The 16,550-nt window shown below is 69.4% G+C and carries 15 protein-coding genes; 10 read left to right on the forward strand and 5 right to left on the reverse strand.

Going from position 1 to position 16,550, the window contains the following annotated elements:
* The first annotated feature begins 71 nt into the window (after positions 1-71).
* The 3 genes from VL15_RS23410 (at position 72) to VL15_RS43605 (ending at position 2,546) form a co-directional block, all read left to right on the forward strand.
* A complete protein-coding gene (locus VL15_RS23410) occupies positions 72-1,013 on the forward strand; it encodes a LysR substrate-binding domain-containing protein (RefSeq protein WP_048248845.1) in 942 nt (313 codons plus the stop codon).
* Positions 1,014-1,200: 187 nt separating this feature from the next.
* Entirely contained in the window at positions 1,201-2,433 is a 1,233-nt protein-coding gene (locus VL15_RS23415; protein WP_048248846.1) for an MFS transporter, read from the forward strand.
* Positions 2,424-2,546: a hypothetical protein gene (locus tag VL15_RS43605; RefSeq protein ID WP_048248848.1), complete on the forward strand. Its 123-nt coding sequence runs from the start codon at positions 2,424-2,426 to the stop codon at positions 2,544-2,546. The genes VL15_RS23415 and VL15_RS43605 overlap by 10 nt, the downstream gene beginning before the upstream one ends.
* 30 nt (positions 2,547-2,576) lie before the next feature.
* On the opposite strand, the gene VL15_RS23425 is transcribed toward VL15_RS43605, so the two are convergent.
* Positions 2,577-4,055, reverse strand: a complete 1,479-nt coding sequence (locus tag VL15_RS23425) for a cryptochrome/photolyase family protein (protein ID WP_048248850.1) — start codon at positions 4,053-4,055, stop codon at positions 2,577-2,579.
* 355 nt (positions 4,056-4,410) lie between these two features.
* Between VL15_RS23425 and VL15_RS23430 the strand changes: the two genes are divergently transcribed.
* Positions 4,411-4,890, forward strand: coding sequence for an SRPBCC domain-containing protein (locus VL15_RS23430; protein ID WP_048248851.1), 480 nt, complete (start codon positions 4,411-4,413; stop codon positions 4,888-4,890).
* A 13-nt stretch (positions 4,891-4,903) separates the two neighbouring features.
* Positions 4,904-5,356 (forward strand): nuclear transport factor 2 family protein, encoded by a 453-nt coding sequence (locus tag VL15_RS23435; RefSeq protein WP_048248921.1) that lies wholly within the window; start codon positions 4,904-4,906, stop codon positions 5,354-5,356.
* 68 nt (positions 5,357-5,424) lie between these two features.
* Here VL15_RS23435 and VL15_RS23440 read toward each other — a convergent pair whose 3' ends face one another.
* The 4 genes from VL15_RS23440 to VL15_RS23455 are packed head-to-tail and all read right to left on the reverse strand — an operon-like array spanning position 5,425 to position 9,558.
* On the reverse strand, positions 5,425-6,405 hold the full coding sequence (locus tag VL15_RS23440; RefSeq protein ID WP_048248852.1) for a hypothetical protein: 981 nt from the start codon (positions 6,403-6,405) through the stop codon (positions 5,425-5,427).
* A gap of 20 nt (positions 6,406-6,425) precedes the next feature.
* Positions 6,426-7,217: an SDR family oxidoreductase gene (locus tag VL15_RS23445; protein ID WP_048248853.1), complete on the reverse strand. Its 792-nt coding sequence runs from the start codon at positions 7,215-7,217 to the stop codon at positions 6,426-6,428.
* A gap of 41 nt (positions 7,218-7,258) precedes the next feature.
* Positions 7,259-8,452: a sulfotransferase family protein gene (locus tag VL15_RS23450; RefSeq protein ID WP_048248854.1), complete on the reverse strand. Its 1,194-nt coding sequence runs from the start codon at positions 8,450-8,452 to the stop codon at positions 7,259-7,261.
* Positions 8,449-9,558 carry a DUF1214 domain-containing protein gene (locus tag VL15_RS23455; RefSeq protein ID WP_048248855.1) on the reverse strand — a complete coding sequence of 370 codons (1,110 nt, stop codon included), beginning with the start codon at positions 9,556-9,558 and terminating at the stop codon, positions 8,449-8,451. The genes VL15_RS23450 and VL15_RS23455 overlap by 4 nt, the downstream gene beginning before the upstream one ends.
* 130 nt (positions 9,559-9,688) lie before the next feature.
* Here VL15_RS23455 and cysD point away from each other — a divergent pair, with 130 nt between their 5' ends.
* The 5 genes from cysD (at position 9,689) to VL15_RS23480 (ending at position 16,541) form a co-directional block, all read left to right on the forward strand.
* A complete protein-coding gene (cysD, locus tag VL15_RS23460; RefSeq protein ID WP_268991218.1) occupies positions 9,689-10,669 on the forward strand; it encodes a sulfate adenylyltransferase subunit CysD in 981 nt (326 codons plus the stop codon).
* Positions 10,669-12,585 (forward strand): sulfate adenylyltransferase subunit CysN, encoded by a 1,917-nt coding sequence (cysN, locus tag VL15_RS23465; protein WP_048248858.1) that lies wholly within the window; start codon positions 10,669-10,671, stop codon positions 12,583-12,585. Before cysD ends, cysN begins: the two co-directional genes overlap by 1 nt.
* A 119-nt stretch (positions 12,586-12,704) precedes the next feature.
* Complete coding sequence (locus VL15_RS23470) at positions 12,705-13,892, forward strand: helix-turn-helix transcriptional regulator (RefSeq protein WP_048248860.1); 1,188 nt, start codon at positions 12,705-12,707, stop codon at positions 13,890-13,892.
* Between the two features lie 245 nt (positions 13,893-14,137).
* Positions 14,138-15,505: an MFS transporter gene (locus VL15_RS23475; RefSeq protein ID WP_048248862.1), complete on the forward strand. Its 1,368-nt coding sequence runs from the start codon at positions 14,138-14,140 to the stop codon at positions 15,503-15,505.
* A complete protein-coding gene (locus VL15_RS23480; protein WP_048248863.1) occupies positions 15,492-16,541 on the forward strand; it encodes a lactonase family protein in 1,050 nt (349 codons plus the stop codon). The genes VL15_RS23475 and VL15_RS23480 overlap by 14 nt, the downstream gene beginning before the upstream one ends.
* Positions 16,542-16,550: the final 9 nt, after the last annotated feature.

The following is a 16,550-nucleotide window of genomic DNA, read 5'->3' on the forward strand; positions in this document are numbered from 1 at the left end:
AGCCTCCATTGAACTTGACGCGTGCCGCGTTCTCAACCAATCTTGCTGCTCCGTTCGCATGAGTCACGCGCATGTCAACGCCGCTCGTCCGTCTCCCGTCGCTCGACCTCGTCCGCGGTTTCGTCGCCGTCGGCCGCCGCATGAGCATCACGCTCGCCGCGCAGGACCTGTGCGTCACGCAGTCGGCGGTCAGCCGCCAGGTGCACGCGCTCGAGGCGCATCTCGGCGTCACGCTGCTGCAGCGCGGCTACCGGAAGATCGCATTCACGCCGGAAGGCGAGCGGCTGTTCCGCGCCGCGGATGCGGCGCTGCACAGCCTGCAGGACACCGTCGCGTCGCTCGCCGCCGCGCGCGAGCGCCAGCCCGTCACGATCACCGCAAGCATCGGCGTCACCGCGCTGTGGCTGCTGCCGCGGCTCGGGCGGCTGCAGGCGCGCCTGCCGGAGATCGACCTGCGCGTCGCCGCGAACGACAAGGTACTCGATTTGCGCGCGGAAGGCATCGACCTCGGCATCCGCTATTGCCCACGCGAGCGCGCGCCGGCCGGCGCGCTGCACCTGTTCGACGAAATCGTCGTGCCGGTCGCGCATCCCGCGCTCGCCGCGCGGCCGGTCACGAGCGCGGCCGCGATCGCCGACCACGTGCTGCTCGAATTCGACGGGCCGCCGCAACCGCAGCTGCAGTGGCTCACGCACCTGCACGCGGCCGGGCTCGGCGATGCGCGCCCGAAAGGCGTGCTGCGCTTCAACCAGTACGACCAGGTGATCCAGGCCGCGATCGCGGGCCAGGGCGTCGCGCTCGGGCGGCTCGCGCTCGTCGCGCCGATGCTCGCGGACGGACGGCTCGCGGTGCTCGGGCCGCAAACACAGGCGCTGACGGATACGTACGGCTACTGGTTGTTTCAGCACGATCCGGCACCGCGCCGCGAAGTGGCCGACGTGCGCGACTGGATGCTCGCCGAAGCGGCCGATTGCGATATCGCGATGCACGCGCACGACAAGACGTCGGCATAAACCGGGGCCGTATTCCCGGATGCACGTGACCCCGGCCGGGCACTGCCGCCCCACCCCGTCCGCACTTCGTCGCATTCCCCGCACGCATGCCAACCTGACCGAATGATCGCTTGAGCGGCGACGGGCGCGATCGTCTAATCGGATCGAGCGCGGCCGTTTCGCTGCGCGCCTTCATCCGGAGACACGCATGACCCCGATCGAGCAGGAAGTCCGACGCCGCTGGCTGCCCGTGCTGGCCGGCGGCCTGATCATGGGCGCCGCGCTCGGCATCCGCCACGTGCAGGGCCTGTTCCTCGCGCCCGTGTCGCTCGACCACGGCTGGTCGCGCGAAGCGTTCGGGCTCGCACTGGCGCTGCAGAACCTGATCTGGGGCGTCGCGCAGCCGTTCACGGGGATGGTCGCGGACCGCTTCGGCTCGGTGCGCGTGATCGTCGCCGGGATGCTGCTGTATGCGGCCGGGCTCGTCATCATGGCGCATGCGGCATCGACCGGTATGTTCACGGTCGGCGCCGGGCTCGTGATCGGCATCGCGCTGTCGGGCTCGGCATTCGCGTCGATCTACGGCGCGCTGAGCCGGCTGTTTCCGCCCGACCGGCGCGGCTGGGCGCTCGGTGTCGCCGGCGCGATCGGCGGGCTCGGCCAGTTCTGCATGGTGCCCGTCGCGCAGGAACTGATCGGCGGTGTCGGCTGGCGGCATGCGTTCATCGCGCTGGCGCTCGTCGCGGCGCTGCTCGCGCCGCTCGCCGTGGTGCTGCGTGACCGGCCCGCGCAGGCTGCCGGCGCCGCCACCGGCCCCGACCAGTCGATCGGCGAAGCCGTGCGCGAGGCGTTCGCGCATCGCGGCTTCTGGCTGCTCAACGCCGGCTTCTTCGCGTGCGGCTTCCAGCTCGCGTTCATCGCGACGCACCTGCCCGCGTACCTGCTCGACCACGGGCTGCCGGCGCGCCACGCGAGCGTCGCGCTCGCGCTGATCGCACTGACCAACGTGGCCGGCACCTATGCATGCGGCCATCTCGGCGGGCTGCTGCGGCGCAAGTACGTGCTGTCGGTGCTGTACCTCGTGCGCGCGCTCGCGATGGCCGCGTTCGTCGCCGCGCCGCTGTCGCCCGCGAGCGTCTATGCGTTCGCGGCCGTGATGGGCTTCACGTGGCTCGGCACGGTGCCGCTGACGAACGGCGTGATCTCGCAGGTGTTCGGCGTGCGCTACATCGCGACGCTGTTCGGTTTCGTGTTCTTCGGGCACCAGCTCGGCAGCTTCTTCGGCGTCTGGCTCGGCGCGCTCGTGTACGACGCAACGCATTCGTACCTGCCACTGTGGATCGGCTCGATCGTGCTCGGCGTGCTCGCGGCGCTCCTGCACCTGCCGATCGACGACGCGCGCGTCGCGCGGCCGGCCTCGGGCAACGCAGCATGGGCATGATCCGCGCGGCGCTGGCCGCCGGCGCGCTCGCGTTCGTGGCGTGGTGCGGCGCGGCCTACTTCGATTCGGGCGTCGCGTACGCGCTGCTCGAACACGTCGCGTTCTGCAACTGACGCGGCGAACGGTGCCGCGCGGGCGGACCGTCAGCGACGCTTCGGCAATGCGGCCAATGCATCGAGCGCGCGGGCGCGCGCGGCGGCGTGATCGACGAGCGGCGCCGGATAGTCGACGCCGAGCCGCACGCCGGCCGTGTCGAGCTCCAGCGGCGACGCTTCCCACGGCGCGTGGATCGACGCGGTGTCGAGACCGGCCAGCTCGGGCACCCAGCGCCGCACGTACGCGCCGTCCGGGTCGAACTTCCGGCCCTGCGCGACCGGATTGAAGATGCGGAAGTACGGCGCGGCGTCGGCGCCGCAGCCGGCCACCCACTGCCAGCTCGCCGCGTTGTTCGCGGGATCGGCGTCGACCAGCGTGTCCCAGAACCACGCTTCGCCCGCGCGCCAGTCGATCAGCAGATGCTTGATGAGAAACGACGCGACGACCATCCGCACGCGGTTGTGCATCCAGCCGGTCGTCCACAGCTCGCGCAAGCCCGCATCGACGAGCGGATAGCCGGTCAGCCCGCGCTGCCACGCACGCAGCGCGGCGGGATCGTCGCGCCACGGCATCGCGTCGAACTGCGCGCGGAAGTTGTCGGTCGCGAGCGCCGGGAAGTGATACAGCAGCGCGTAGCTGAATTCGCGCCAGCCGAGTTCGCTCAGGAACTTGTCGGCGCCCGCAGAGTACGCCGCACCGCCCGCCTGCGCGGCGCCCTGCACCGCATGCCACACCTGTCGCGGCGACACGTTGCCGAAGCGCAGGAACGGCGACAGCCGGCTCGTCGCGGGCCGGTCGGGACAGTCGCGCGCCTCCGCATAACCGGCAAGCGAAGTAGTCAGGAACGCGCCGAGCCGTTCGTGCGCGCCGGTTTCGTCGGACGTCGGCCACGCGTCGCGCAGGCCACCGGCCCAGTCCGGCACCGGCGGGCGCAATGCCAGCGTGTCGAGCGCCAGCGCGCGCTCGCGCACGGCTTCCGGCCACGGATGAAACGCGATCCGCTCGGGTTCCGGCAGCGGTGCAGCGACCGTGCGATCGCGGCGCGCCGCGCGCCAGTACGCGGTGAACACCTGGTACGGCGCACCGCTGCCCGTCAGCACCTCCCACGGCTCGTTCAGCAAGCTGCCGTTGCTGCTCTCGACCGTGACGCCACGCGCCTTGAGCAACGCCTTCAGCGCCGCGTCGGCGTCGCGCTGCGGCTGCGCATAACGACGGTTCCAGTACACGGCCGCCGCGCCCGTGTCGTGCACGACACGTTCGATCTCGCGCTGCGCGTCGCCGCGCAACAGCAGCAACCGCCCGCCATGACGCGCGAGCGCGGCGTCGAGCCCGGCCAGCGACCCATGCAGCCACCAGCGCGCCGCGCCGCCCGGCGGGCGCCCCGCGCCGTCGCCCGTGTCGTCGACGAATACGCATACGAGCGGCCGGCCCGACTCGACCGCGCGCGTCAACGCGGGCTGGTCGGTCACGCGCAGATCGTCGCGGAACCACACGATCGCGGGAGCAACGGACGATTTGGCGGACACGGGCACCTCGATGCGGAAAGCGGAACGGGACACGTATTGTCGCGGCTGCGCTGCGCGGTGTCGACGCCCGACACCCGACGCTTGACGTGCTCACGCCGATGACGGTCGCGGCACGCACGCCGCGTCGACCGCCCGGTGAAACGCCTTAGTCCATTCCGACGATTCTTCGCCGCGTCCGCCGGCCTACGCTCGATGTCGGGTGCGCCGCGATGCGCGGCACGTGCCGGCCGCTACCGGCACCGCGCGTCCCGACCCGCACCCGCCACGCGCGCCGGCCGCTGCCGGCGCGGATCCTTCCGACCGCCGCGGCGCGCGGCCACCCGGGCGCGCGCGCCGCCTCACCCGATAGACCTCCATGACCAAACCCTCGAATCTCGTCACCTCGATCACCGTCGACATCGACGCACCGGCGTCCGTCGTGTGGGAAGTGCTGACCGACTTCCCGCGCTACGGCGCATGGAACACGTTCTGTATCGGCTTCGAAACGACCGGCAAGCTCGGCGATTTCGTGCACATGCAAATTCGCATTCCGGGCACGGAGACCGTGATTCCTGTCAGCGAGATCCTCGTCGCCTGTGAACCCGAACGCCTGCTGTCGTGGGAGCAGCGCCCGACCGACGACAACAAGGACGCCGCGCGCCGCGACCAGTACGTCGACGCCGACGGCCCCGATCGCTGCCGCTACTTCACGACCGACCAGTTCCTCGGCGTCAACGCGGACACGATCATGCAGAACCACGGCGCGTGGGTGAAACAGGGTTTCGATCAGTGCGCGCGCGACGTGAAGCAGCGCGCCGAAGCGCTGCATGCGGCACGCCGGCGCAACGACGCGTGACCGGGAGCGGCCGATGCCCGATCTGCAAACCCTGTCCGACCATCACGACATCCGCGAGCTGATCGTCGCGTATTCGAGCGCGATCGACACGCGCGACTTCGACGCGCTCGATGCGGTGTTCACGCCCGACGCGGCGATCGACTATCGCGCGATGGGCGGCATCGCCGGCCGCTACCCGGACGTGAAGGCCTGGCTGCGCACCGTGCTGCCGCAGTTTCCGCAGTACCAGCACATGGTCGGCAACCTGTCGATCCGGCTCGACGGCGATACCGCGCGCGGCCGCACGATCTGCTTCAATCCGATGGAAGTCGCGCTGCCGGACGGCGGCACGCAGGTGATGTTTCTCGGGCTGTGGTACGTCGACCGGTTCGTGCGCACCGCGCAGGGCTGGCGCATCGCCGAGCGCGTCGAGGAGCGCTGCTACGGCCACAACGTGCCGGCCGTGCTCGCGGGCGCGACCGGCTGATCCGGTTGAACCGGCAACGGCGCGCGCCGTGCGATTGCCACATGGCGCGCGTGTCGAGGATCGCTAAATCAATCGAGCCGAAATGCCGCCTCGAAACGCGCGGCGAATGCGTCGAACTCGGTTTCCGGCAGATGGTTGATGCCGCCCGCGCGCTTGCGCCCGCCGCCGGTCGGGAAGCCGCGACAGAACTCGTCAGCGCCGAGCGGTCGGCCGTCGGGCACCCGCACGCTGACGACGAGCCCGCCGTCCGCTCGCGGCGACAGCACCGCGAGCGCCGCATGCGGCGCGTTGCGCATCCGCTCGTTCGCGAGCATCCCCGTTGCGCGTCGCGCCCACGGATGATCAGGCATCCGCACCAGCGTCGCGCCCGGCACCTCGCGCAGCGGCGCAAGCGCGCATGCACGTGCCATGTCGTCGCGGTAGCCGTCGCGCAGCGCGGCGAACACGGCGGTCGCGCGCACGAAATCGAGCGGATCGACGCACGGCAGCATCGCGTCGGCGAGCGCCGCCGGATCGAAGTGCAGATCGCCGACGCACTCGCCGTACGCGTTGTAGTTCAGGTAGAGCCCGAGTTCCGCGAGCGTGCAGCGCTCGGCGTCGTCGATCCCGTGCTCGCGCGCGAGCGCGTCGCCGAGCGCCGGCAGTTCGTCGCCGAAAGCCGCGACGATCGCCCAGCGCACGTGCCGGCCGCCGAGATAGCGGTTCACGAGCACACTCGTGCAGATATCGGCCGCCGTGTCGATATGCGCGTCGAAGCGCGGATCGTCGGGCAGCTCGCCCGCGAAGTGATGGTCGAAATAGCGGACCGTCGCCCCGTCGCGCAGCAGCCGCGCGCACGCGTCGCGATTCTGGTCGTGCGACACGTCGAGCACGGTGACGAGATCGCCCGAGCGCACGTCGATCCGCTCGAGCAGCTTGATGTCGCGTTTCACGCCCGTCACGAGCGTGCCGTGCACGCCCTCCGCGAGCCGCAGTTGCTGAAGCGCGCAGAGGCCGTCCGCATCGCCGTTGAACGCGAAGACATGCCGCGCGTTGTGGTTGTCCTGCATGATCCGTTGCTCCATCCTCGTCAAGGCATGAAATCGCCGCCGTTCGCGTCGAGCGTCGCGCCCGTCACCGCGTTCGCATAATCCGACGCGAGAAACAGCGCCGCGCGCGCGCAATCGTCGTCGGTCGGCAGCTTTGCGAGCGCGATGTTCGATGCGATCGGCGCGATGATCTGTTCTTCCGTCATCCCGTATTCCGCAGCCGCCTGCCGGAAATACGTCTGCGTCGGCACGCCCCACATCCAGCCCATGTGGATGCTGTTCGCGCGGATGCCGTGCACGCCGAGTTCGCGCGCCAGGTATTTTGCCGCAACGGCGAGCGCCCCCTTCGATACAGCGTAGCCGCCTTCTCCTGCAAAAGGCTTGCGGGTCGCCTGCGTGTTGATCATCACGATCGCGCCGCGCTGCGCGCGCTTCATGTGCGGCACGACTTCCTGCGTGAGCGCCATCGTGCCGAACACGTTGGTGTCGAACACCGCGCGCCAGCCGTCGAGATCGGCTTCCTCGACCGGCTCCGGAAACGCGCCGTGCACGAACGCGCTGTTCACGAGCGCGTCGATCCGGCCGAAGCGCTCGACGGCCTGCGTCGCGAGCTGCCGGCATTGTGCGCGGTCGGTGATGTCGGTCTTGATCTTCAGCACGTCGCAGTCGACGCCGAGTGCGCGGATCCGCGCTTCGGCGTCGTCGAGCTTCTCCATCGTGCGCGCCGCGACGACCACGCCGCGTGCCCCCTCGCGCGCGGCCTCGACGGCGAGCTTCACACCGAGCCCCGGCCCGATTCCGGAAATCACGACGATCTTGTCCTTCAGCAACATGGGTTGTCTCCTGGTTATCGTTCGTCTCGCGCGTGCGGCCGTCAGCCGGCGGCTCGCAGGTGCCGCGCGCGATACGCGGCGAAGTCGTGCGCGAGCTGTGCATCGGTGAAGCCGAAGCGCGCAATCGAATAGTCGTGCGCGGCGCGCTTGTCGCGACCGTTGCGCGCTATCCAGTCCGTCATCGCCGCGCGCTGCCGCGCATCGAGCGGCATGCCTGCAAACGCGTACACGGCTTCCGCCACGCCGAGCGGATTCGATACGGTGTCCTCGAAACGCACGTCGAGGAACCGATCGGCCGGCAGCGCGTCGCGCGCCGTCATCGCCGCGCCGATCGCGCGCGCCATCCCCGCGTTCCACTGCGCGCCGACCGCAAGCGGATCCGGATCGTCCGCATACATCTGCCACAGCGTGTGCGCCATGCTCGCCATCGACGGAATCGTCTGTGCCGGATCGCGATGCGTGAGCACCACCTGCGCGCGCGGAAACACGCGGCACAGCACGTCGAGCGCATGCAGGTGCTGCGGCGTCTTCAGCAGCCAGCGCTCGGCCGGCGCAACGCCGCGCCGTGCCTTCTGCCATTGCAGAAACTGCAGCATCCGCTTCAGGTATGTGTAGACCGGCGTGAGGTCCTGCTGCGCCAACCACGCCGTATAACGCGGCACGTTCGCATACGAATCCATCGCGCACACGAACGCGTGCTCCATCAGCATGAACTCCTCGTCGGCGAGCATCGCGTCGAGCGGATGGATCGTCAGGATCTGCGGAATGCAGTCGATCATCGTCGCGACTTCGGTTTGCGCACGCGCGATGCGCAAGGTCGGCGCGTCGAGCGTCTCGCCCGCGAGCGGCGCCGGGTAGCGCGTTTCCCACCACGCGGCCGAATGAAAGCGCGGGTCGACGGCCAGGAGCCGCTGCAGCAGCGTCGTGCCCGTGCGCGGCAGGCCGACGATCACGAGCGGATCGTCGATCGCGATGTCCGCGATCTCCGGAAAACGCCGGAAGTAATCCTCGATGACGAGCCGGTTCACGAGCTGGCCGACGAGCTTCTCGCGCATCATTTCCGCGCCGCGCGCGGACAGCTTCGCTTCGTCGATCAGCGACGCGCACATCACGTCGAGCGCTTTGCGATACGGCCCGTCGCCGAACGCGGTGAGCCCGCCCGTGCGCGACACGGCCTCGGCGATCAGCCCGTCGGCGGCGAGCAGCGTGCGAATCCGGTCGAGCGGCGCGTTCATGCGGCCTCCTTCAGCGCGGCGAGCTTCACGACGCGCGTGCGCGGATGCACGGGCTGCGCGGCACCGACCCAGCGCCAACAGATCGTGCCCGTGCGGTGCCCGGCCGTATCGAGCCAGTTCGCAGCGCCCGGCCGCGATGCCGCGACCACCACCGTCACGCCGCCGCCGGCATTCAACCGCGCGCTGTGCTTGTTCACGCACACGTCGAAGTGCCGGTAGTCGAGCGACTCCATCCAGTAGTTGTTGAGCTGCACGTTCCAGAAGTCGCAATCGGGCACCGTGTCGACGTCGATCACGAGCGCCTCGTCGACGGCCAGCGACCAGCACGAGTGGTAGTAGTAGATGTTCGGGTCGCCGCCGACCGACTGGCACAGCGCCTGGTCGGCGGGCGGCAGCGCGTTCACGTGCGACCGGTAGCTCGCGGCCCAGTCGGCGAACAGCTTCGAGGTCTGCTCGACGAACTGCGCGGCGCGCGTGAGGCCGCCTTGCAGCGCGAGCGGGTCGAGCGGCGCCGGGCGCTCCTGCGCGCCGATGCGCTCGATCTTCAGTTGCGCGGGCGTCTCCGCGCGCCGGTCGAGGAAGGTCTGGCGCACGAGCAGCGCGTTCGTGCCGGGCTCCATGCGCACCCAGTTGCCCGCGCGCGGCGTCTCGCTCAGCACGATCTCGAAGCTGCCGTCCGGCGCGGTCTCCAGCTGCTTCGCGTCGAGAAAACCCGTCTGCAGCATCTTGCCGTCGGTCTCGTAGCCGCCCTTCTGCGTGCCGAAGCTCAGGTACGCGACCGTGCCGCGCCGCCCTGTCACGCGGTATTCGCAGCGGCCGTCGAGACGCGCGTACTGGTACAGGTTGTCGGGGTTGTCGGCGCCGATCTTCGCGGTCTCGTGCGACGGCGAGAAAAAGCCGGGCCACGCGCCGTCCGCGAACTCGACGTGCATTTCGAGCGCGATGCGCATCAGCCGGCTCAAGTAGCGGAACCCTTCCGCGCGCGTCAGCGGGTCGTCCGGCGCCTCGGCGCGCAGGATCTGCTGTCCGCTGCGTTTCAGGGTGTCGCAGAAATCGGCCCAGGTCTGGCCCGAAAGCAATTGCGTGGCACGTGTGTCGTCCGTCATGTGTCGTCTCCGCCGATGGTCGAGCGCTCACCTTAAGCGCCGGCGCCGCGCGCCACTTCGTCCGGGTGGACTAAGGAAAGATCCGCTGCGCCGCCGCGCCGCGGTTTAGTCCACCCGGACGAAGAGCGACATGCGCCTCGCTCGATACCGTTGGCGTCATGCACGAAACGCCGCACATGTCGCGCGGCGCCGTCATGAAACAAGGAGACGAACGATGTTGACCCACTTGGAGCGGCTGGAGGCCGAAAGCATCCACATCATGCGCGAGGTGGTCGCGGAGAGCGAAAACCCGGTGATGCTGTATTCGATCGGCAAGGACAGCTCGGTCATGCTGCACCTCGCGATGAAGGCGTTCTACCCGGCGAAGCCGCCCTTTCCGCTGCTGCATGTCGATACGACGTGGAAGTTCCGCGAGATGATCGCGTTTCGCGACGAGACGGCCGAGCGCCTCGGCCTCGACCTGCGCGTGCACATCAACCCCGACGGCGTCGCGAACGACATCAACCCGTTCACGCATGGCTCGGCCGTGCACACCGACGTGTGGAAGACGCAGGGGCTCAAGCAGGCGCTCGATCACTACGGCTTCGACGCCGCGTTCGGCGGCGCGCGCCGCGACGAGGAAAAATCGCGCGCGAAGGAACGCATCGTGTCGCTGCGCTCGGAGCAGCACCGCTGGGACCCGAAGCGCCAGCGCCCCGAACTCTGGTCGCTGTACAACGCGCGCAAGCGCAAGGGCGAAAGCCTGCGGGTGTTCCCGATCTCGAACTGGACCGAACTCGACATCTGGCAATACATCCAGCTTCACGACATCCCGATCGTGCCGCTCTACTTCGCAAAGGAACGCCCTGTTGTCGAACGCGACGGCGCGCTGATCATGGTCGACGACGAACGCCTGCCATTGCGCGAAGGCGAAGTGCCGCAGATGCGCAAGGTGCGCTTTCGCACGCTCGGTTGTTATCCGCTGACCGGCGCGATCGACAGCGATGCGACGACGCTCGACGACATCCTGCAGGAGATGCGCGAGACGCGCACGTCCGAGCGCCAGGGGCGCCTGATCGACAGCGATTCGGCCGGTTCGATGGAAAAGAAGAAACAGGAGGGATATTTCTGATGGCACACGTTCTCACCGCGCCCGACACGCTCGCGCGCCCCGCCGCTACCGCGTCCGCCAGCGACGATGCACAAACCCAGGACCTGCTGCGCTTCATCACGTGCGGCAGCGTCGACGACGGCAAGAGCACGCTGATCGGCCGCCTGCTCTACGAGTCGAACATGCTGTTCGACGACCAGCTCACGCAGCTCGAGGCCGATTCGAAGAAGGTCGGCACGCAAGGCGGCGAACTCGATTTCGCGCTGCTCGTCGACGGCCTGTCGGCCGAACGCGAGCAAGGCATCACGATCGACGTCGCCTACCGTTTCTTCGCGACCGCGCGACGCAAGTTCATCGTCGCCGACACGCCCGGCCACGAGCAGTACACGCGCAACATGATCACCGGCGCGTCGACCGCCGATCTGGCCGTGATCCTGATCGACGCGCGCAAGGGCGTGCTCACGCAGACGCGCCGCCACAGCCATCTCGTCGCGCTGATCGGCATCAAGCGCGTCGTGCTCGCGATCAACAAGATGGATCTGGTCGACTACGACCCGGCCGTGTTCGAGCGCATCGACGCCGACTATCGCGCGTTCGCGGCCGAGCTCGGGCTGTCGGAGATCGTCAGCATCCCGATGTCGGCACTGCGCGGCGACAACGTGATCGTGCCGAGTGCGCGCATGCCGTGGTACGCGGGGCCGACGCTGATGCAGCATCTCGACACCCTGCCGCTCGCCGCACGCGTGACGCGCGACGAGCCGTTCCGGCTGCCGGTGCAGTGGGTCAACCGCCCGCACCTGAACTTCCGCGGCTATGCGGGCAGCATCGCGTCGGGCGAGATCCGCGTCGGCGAACGCGTGCGCGTGCTGCCTTCCGGCAAGGAGAGCCGCGTCGCGTCGGTAATCACGCAAAGCGGCGAAAGCGACATCGCGCGCGCCGGCGACGCGGTGACGCTCACGCTCGCCGACGAGATCGACATCAGCCGCGGCGACCTGATCGCGCGCGCGGACGCGCCGCCGGAAGTGGCCGACCAGTTCGAGGCGACGCTCGTGTGGATGCACGACGAGCCGCTGCTGCCCGGCCGCCCGTATCTCGTGAAGCTCGGCACGCAGACGGTCGGCGCGACCAGCGCGACGCCGAAATACAAGATCGACGTGAACACGCGCGAACATCTCGCGGCGCGCACGCTCGCGCTCAACGAGATCGGCGTGTGCAACCTGAGCTTCGACCGGCCCGTCGCGTTCGATCCGTACGACCGGAACCGCCATACGGGCGGCTTCATCGTGATCGACCGCTTCACCAACGACACGGTCGGCGCCGGGATGCTGCACTTCGCGCTGCGCCGCGCGCACAACGTGCACTGGCAGGCCGTCGACGTCGATCGCGCCGCGCGCGCCGAGCAGAAGGCGCAGACGCCGCACATCGTGTGGCTGACGGGGCTGTCGGGCGCCGGCAAGTCGACGATCGCGAACCTCGTCGAGAAGCGACTCCATGCGCTCGGCAGGCACACGTACCTGCTCGACGGCGACAACGTGCGGCACGGGCTCAATCGCGATCTCGGCTTCACCGAGGCCGATCGCGTGGAGAACATCCGGCGCGTCGCCGAAGTCGCGCGGCTGATGCTCGACGCGGGGCTCATCACGCTCGTGTCGTTCATCTCGCCGTTCCGCGCGGAGCGCGACATGGCGCGCGCGCTCGTCGGCCCCGACGAGTTCGTCGAGGTGTTCGTCGACACGCCGCTCGCGATCGCCGAGGAACGCGATCCGAAGGGCCTGTACAAGAAGGCGCGGCGCGGCGAACTGAAGCACTTCACGGGCATCGACTCGCCGTACGAGCCGCCCGCGCAGCCCGAGCTGCGCGTCGACACGGTGGCCGAGTCGCCGGAAGCGGCGGCGGACCGCATCGTCGCGTACCTGCTACGCGAGCGCACCGCGTAAGCGCCGCGGGCAGGTTGCCCGCCTGCCCGCGTCGTCTACTCCGTTCGGATGACGCGGGCCGCCGGCCGGCCGGTATGCTGGTCCGGGAACACTTCATCCGGACCAAGGAGAAAACGAGCATGCGGATCGCGCTGGCACCCGACGATACGGCCGCGCACGACGGTTTCGACGACGCCGCGTGGACGGCGCGCGAACTCAGCGCGTGGCTCGGGCTCGTCTATCAGGGGCCGTCGGAAGCCACGCCGTGGGCCGGCTTTCTCGAAGCGATCCGCGTGCGGCTCGATGCGAGCTTCACGACGCTCGTGCTGCGCAATCCGGGCGGTTCGCACCACGGGCTCATCATCAACGCATCGACGCACGGGCCACTGCTGCCCGGCGAGCCGTCGTACAGCGAGCAGTTCTACGCGCTGTGTCCGTTTCTCGACCACCCGCCCGGCCAGGTGTTCACCGCCGACCGGCTGTTCGGCGAAACCGCGTGGCGCACGCACGATTTCTACCGGCAATACCTGCAGCCGCTCGACCTGCGCTACATCCTCGGCGCGAACCTGCGCGGCGAACGCGGCGTCGAGTGCGCGTTCTTCGTGAGTCGTGCGCACGGCGGGCGCGATTTCGACGCGGCCGAGCGCGCGCAGGTCGCGACGCTGTTGCCGCACCTGCAGCGGGCGGTCGAGCTGCACGCGGCGTTCGACGTGCTCGATGCCGAACGCGCGCTGTACGCGGGCACCGTCGACCGGCTCGATGTCGGCACCGCGATCGTCGACGAGGACGGCCGCGTGATCAAGCGCAACCGCATCGCGGAGCGGCTGATCGAGCAGCAGGACGGGCTGTGCGTGCGCCAGGAGCGGCTTCACGCATCGTGCCCGCTCGACGAACGCCGGTTGCAGAGGGCGCTGCAGGCCGCGCTCGAGCATTTCCGCGCGGGCGCGCTCGCGCGCATCGAAGCCACCACGCTGTCGCGCCCCGGCGGCGCGATGCCGTTGAGCGTGCTGCTGCGCCCGCTCGCGCCGTACCGCGGCGCCGAGGACCGCCAGCACCGGCCGGCCGTCGCGGTGTTCGTCCGCGATCCGGCATCGTCGCCGCAGACGTCGCGCGACATGCTGCACCGGCTGTTCCGGCTCACGCCGATGGAAACCGAAATCGCGCTGCTGCTCGTCGACGGGCTGACGCTCGACGAGGCGGCTGCCGCGACGGGCATCACGAAGAACACCGCCCGCGCGCACCTGCGCGGCATCTTCGCGAAAACGGGCGCGACGCGGCAGGCCGTGCTCGTGAAGACGCTGCTCAACAGCGTCGTGTCGATGGCGTAGCTGGCGGCGACCGGGCGTCCAGCGATCGATGTTCTCTCAATTCATGTCATACGTCATCAGACATGAATAAATCGAGCATCGGCCTCGTAATACTCCCCAATATTTGCGTAATTTCCGGGTAAACCCGCGACGTCTTTACCGGTACTCAGGCGTAACATGTCATACGACGACATACTACATCGATCGCCACCCAGATGCCGACGCGGATTGCAGACCCGTCCGCCGCCGCCCGACCGGAGACACCCTTGAACCCGCCCTCGCCCGCCCTGCCCGGACGCGACCCGCTCGCGTCCGCCGTCTCGAAAGTGAAATGGCATGTGCTGCCGCTCGTGCTGATCATGTTCATCGCGAACTACATCGACCGCGTGAACGTCGGTTTCGTCGATCGCCACCTCGAAGCGTCGATCGGGATCGGCGCGGCCGCGTACGGGCTCGGCGCCGGGCTGTTCTTCGTCGGCTACGCGCTGTTCGAAGTGCCATCCAACCTGCTGATGCAGCGCTACGGCGCACGCGTGTGGCTCGCGCGGATCATGGCGACGTGGGGCATCGTCGCGGCCGCGATGGCGTTCGTGTGGAACGACACGTCGTTCTACGCATTGCGCTTCCTGCTCGGCGTGGCCGAGGCCGGCTTCTTCCCCGGCGTCGTGCTGTACCTGTCGCAATGGCTGCCGCCGCAGGAGCGCGGCAAGGCGATGGCGATCTTCCTCGGCGGCTCCGCGTTCGCGTCGGTGCTGTCCGGGCCCGTCACGGGCGCGCTGCTGTCGATCCGCGGCTTCGGCCTCGAAGGCTGGCAGTGGATGTTCCTGATCGAGGGGTCGTTCTCCGTCGCGCTGTGCGGCGCGAGCTGGCTGCTGCTGAAATCGCATATCCGCGACGCGACGTGGCTCACGGCCGAAGAACGCGCGGCGCTCGAACACGCGCTCGACGAGGAGCGCGCAACGCGCGACGTGCGCTCGAGCGTGCCGGTGCGCGGCACCGCGCTGCTGCGCGATCCGCAGATCATGCTGTTCTGCTTCCTGTACTTCTCGATCCAGCTGACGATCTACGCGGCCACGTTCTGGCTGCCGACGATCATCCGCAAGATGGGCGGCCTCACCGATTTCCAGGTCGGCCTCTACAACACGATTCCGTGGATGATCGCGATCGGCGCGATGTACGGCTTCGCGGTGCTGTCGTCGAAGTGGAGGCATCCGCAGCGCTGGCTCGCATTCGCGCTCGTGCTCGCCGCGTGCGGGCTGTTCGCGTCGACGTCGCACGATCCCGTGTGGTCGTTCGCGTCGATCTGCTTCGCCGCGCTCGGCTTCAAGGCCGCGTCGTCGCTGTTCTGGCCGATCCCGCAGGGTTATCTCGACTCACGCGTGGCCGCGGCCGTGATCGCGCTGATCAACTCGGTCGGCAACCTCGGCGGTTTCGTCGCGCCGACGGCATTCGGCTATCTGAAGCAACATACGGGTTCGATCACGGGCGGGCTGTATGCGCTCGCGATCGCGTCCCTCGTCGCCGCGGTCGCCGCGCTGTTCGCGCGCACGCACCGGCGCAACGATCCGCCGCGCGGCCTGCCGGCCGACGAGTCCTTCACGAACGCTTCGATGCTCCGCCATGCCGAACACTGACCGCCTGACCGTCGTCGTCTCGAATGCCGCCGACGCCGACCTCGCCACGTTCTCCCTCGCGGCCGACGGCACGCTCGCGCCGCTCGCCCGCTACCCGGCCGCCGACGTCGCGATGCCGATCGCCGTGCAGGCCGACCGCGCGCGGCTTTACGTCGCGACGCGCGGCGAACAGCCGACGATCGTCGCGTTCCGGGTCGTCCCGGCCACGGGCGCACTCGCGCGCATCGGCACGACCGCGATCGACGCGAGCCACGCATACCTGTCGCTCGACCGCAGCGGCCGCTGGCTGCTCGGCGCGTCGTACGGCGGCAATTCGCTGAGCGTCTATGACGCCGCGCGCGTGCGCGACGGCGACGGCACACCGCTGCAGGTCGCCGGCGGCATCGCGAACGCGCACGCGGTGATCGTGTCGCCGGATAACCGTTTCGCGTACGTCAGCTCGCTCGGCTCGGACCGCGTGTTCAGCTTCGCGCTCGTCGAGGACGCGGCCGGCCTGCGCGCGCTCGAACACGGCGAAACGCGCGTGCCGGCCGGCTTCGGCCCGCGTCACCTGCGCTTCGCGCGCGACGGCCGCGCGCTTGTCGTCGTCAGCGAATTCCAGGGCACGCTCGCGACGTTCGCGCGCGATCCCGACAGCGGCCGGCTCGGCGACGCGCATGTGAGCGCGCGCCACCCGGCCGTCGCCGAACTCGCGCAAGGTCATGCGCGGCCGCCCGCGCCCGCCGCCCCGTCCGTGTGGGCCGCCGATCTCCATCTGACGCCCGACGAGCGTTTCGCGTATGTCAGCGAACGCACGTCGAGCCGGCTGCTCTGCTATCGCCGCACCGCCGACAACACGTTCGAGCCCACGCATGCGACCGCCACCGAGACCCAGCCGCGCGGGTTCGCGATCGATCCGTCCGGGCGCTGGCTCGTCGCGTGCGGCGAACAGTCGGAACACGTGTCGGTGTATGCGATCGCGCCGGACGACGGCGCGCTGTCGCTGCACGCACGCGTGCCGGGCGGCCGCGGCGCGAACTGGGTCGCGATCGTCTGACGATGCGGC

It is taken from the genome of Burkholderia cepacia, assembly GCF_001039005.1.
Classification (GTDB): Bacteria; Pseudomonadota; Gammaproteobacteria; order Burkholderiales; family Burkholderiaceae; genus Burkholderia; species Burkholderia theae.

What these genes read in the sequence shown, in the direction of transcription:
- VL15_RS23450 (WP_048248854.1), bottom strand. Translation starts at nt 8,452, where the DNA reads ATGAACGCGCCGCTCGACCGGATTCGCACGCTGCTCGCCGCCGACGGG.
- VL15_RS23415 (WP_048248846.1), top strand. Translation starts at nt 1,201, where the DNA reads ATGACCCCGATCGAGCAGGAAGTCCGACGCCGCTGGCTGCCCGTGCTG.
- cysD (WP_268991218.1), top strand. Translation starts at nt 9,689, where the DNA reads ATGCGCCTCGCTCGATACCGTTGGCGTCATGCACGAAACGCCGCACAT.
- VL15_RS23470 (WP_048248860.1), top strand. Translation starts at nt 12,705, where the DNA reads ATGCGGATCGCGCTGGCACCCGACGATACGGCCGCGCACGACGGTTTC.
- VL15_RS43605 (WP_048248848.1), top strand. Translation starts at nt 2,424, where the DNA reads ATGGGCATGATCCGCGCGGCGCTGGCCGCCGGCGCGCTCGCGTTCGTG.
- VL15_RS23455 (WP_048248855.1), bottom strand. Translation starts at nt 9,558, where the DNA reads ATGACGGACGACACACGTGCCACGCAATTGCTTTCGGGCCAGACCTGG.
- VL15_RS23480 (WP_048248863.1), top strand. Translation starts at nt 15,492, where the DNA reads ATGCCGAACACTGACCGCCTGACCGTCGTCGTCTCGAATGCCGCCGAC.
- VL15_RS23440 (WP_048248852.1), bottom strand. Translation starts at nt 6,405, where the DNA reads ATGCAGGACAACCACAACGCGCGGCATGTCTTCGCGTTCAACGGCGAT.
- VL15_RS23410 (WP_048248845.1), top strand. Translation starts at nt 72, where the DNA reads ATGTCAACGCCGCTCGTCCGTCTCCCGTCGCTCGACCTCGTCCGCGGT.
- cysN (WP_048248858.1), top strand. Translation starts at nt 10,669, where the DNA reads ATGGCACACGTTCTCACCGCGCCCGACACGCTCGCGCGCCCCGCCGCT.
- VL15_RS23430 (WP_048248851.1), top strand. Translation starts at nt 4,411, where the DNA reads ATGACCAAACCCTCGAATCTCGTCACCTCGATCACCGTCGACATCGAC.
- VL15_RS23445 (WP_048248853.1), bottom strand. Translation starts at nt 7,217, where the DNA reads ATGTTGCTGAAGGACAAGATCGTCGTGATTTCCGGAATCGGGCCGGGG.
- VL15_RS23435 (WP_048248921.1), top strand. Translation starts at nt 4,904, where the DNA reads ATGCCCGATCTGCAAACCCTGTCCGACCATCACGACATCCGCGAGCTG.